The organism is Rhodococcus sp. PSi06 (assembly GCF_054960675.1).
Genome location: NZ_JBHNYO010000037.1, coordinates 1 through 310, shown reverse-complemented (window position 1 = coordinate 310; position 310 = coordinate 1). Strand labels below are relative to the sequence as shown.

The following is a 310-nucleotide window of genomic DNA, read 5'->3' as shown; positions in this document are numbered from 1 at the left end:
CGTGTTGCTGAAGGTCCGCTGAGGATCACCCACCGTGGATGCCGACCTCGCCGAACCACGCGTCTACGGCCCCCGGCGAACCGATCCCCGCGCGACCAGTTCCACGGTCAGCGCGACGGCGATGGTCTGCGCAAGCAACAACCCGGCGAGCACCAAAATCTGTACAGCCCCCGCCTGCAAGGCCGAACCACTGGCCAGCAACACGCCCACGAACGCACCCGGCAACGTCACCAACCCCACCGTCCGTGTCTGATCCAGGCCCGGCAGCAGCGCGTCGTTCGCGGTGGGCCGCACCACCTCCACGCGCGCA

Annotated in this window: 1 protein-coding gene; it reads right to left on the bottom strand. The window is 68.7% G+C overall.

The genetic code is table 11. The annotated features are described in order from the left end of the window. Window positions 1–63: 63 nt before the first annotated feature. Window positions 64–310, bottom strand: a 247-nt coding sequence (locus ACFI9K_RS24925; protein ID WP_462665985.1) for an ABC transporter permease, incomplete at its 5' end; no start/stop codon positions are given.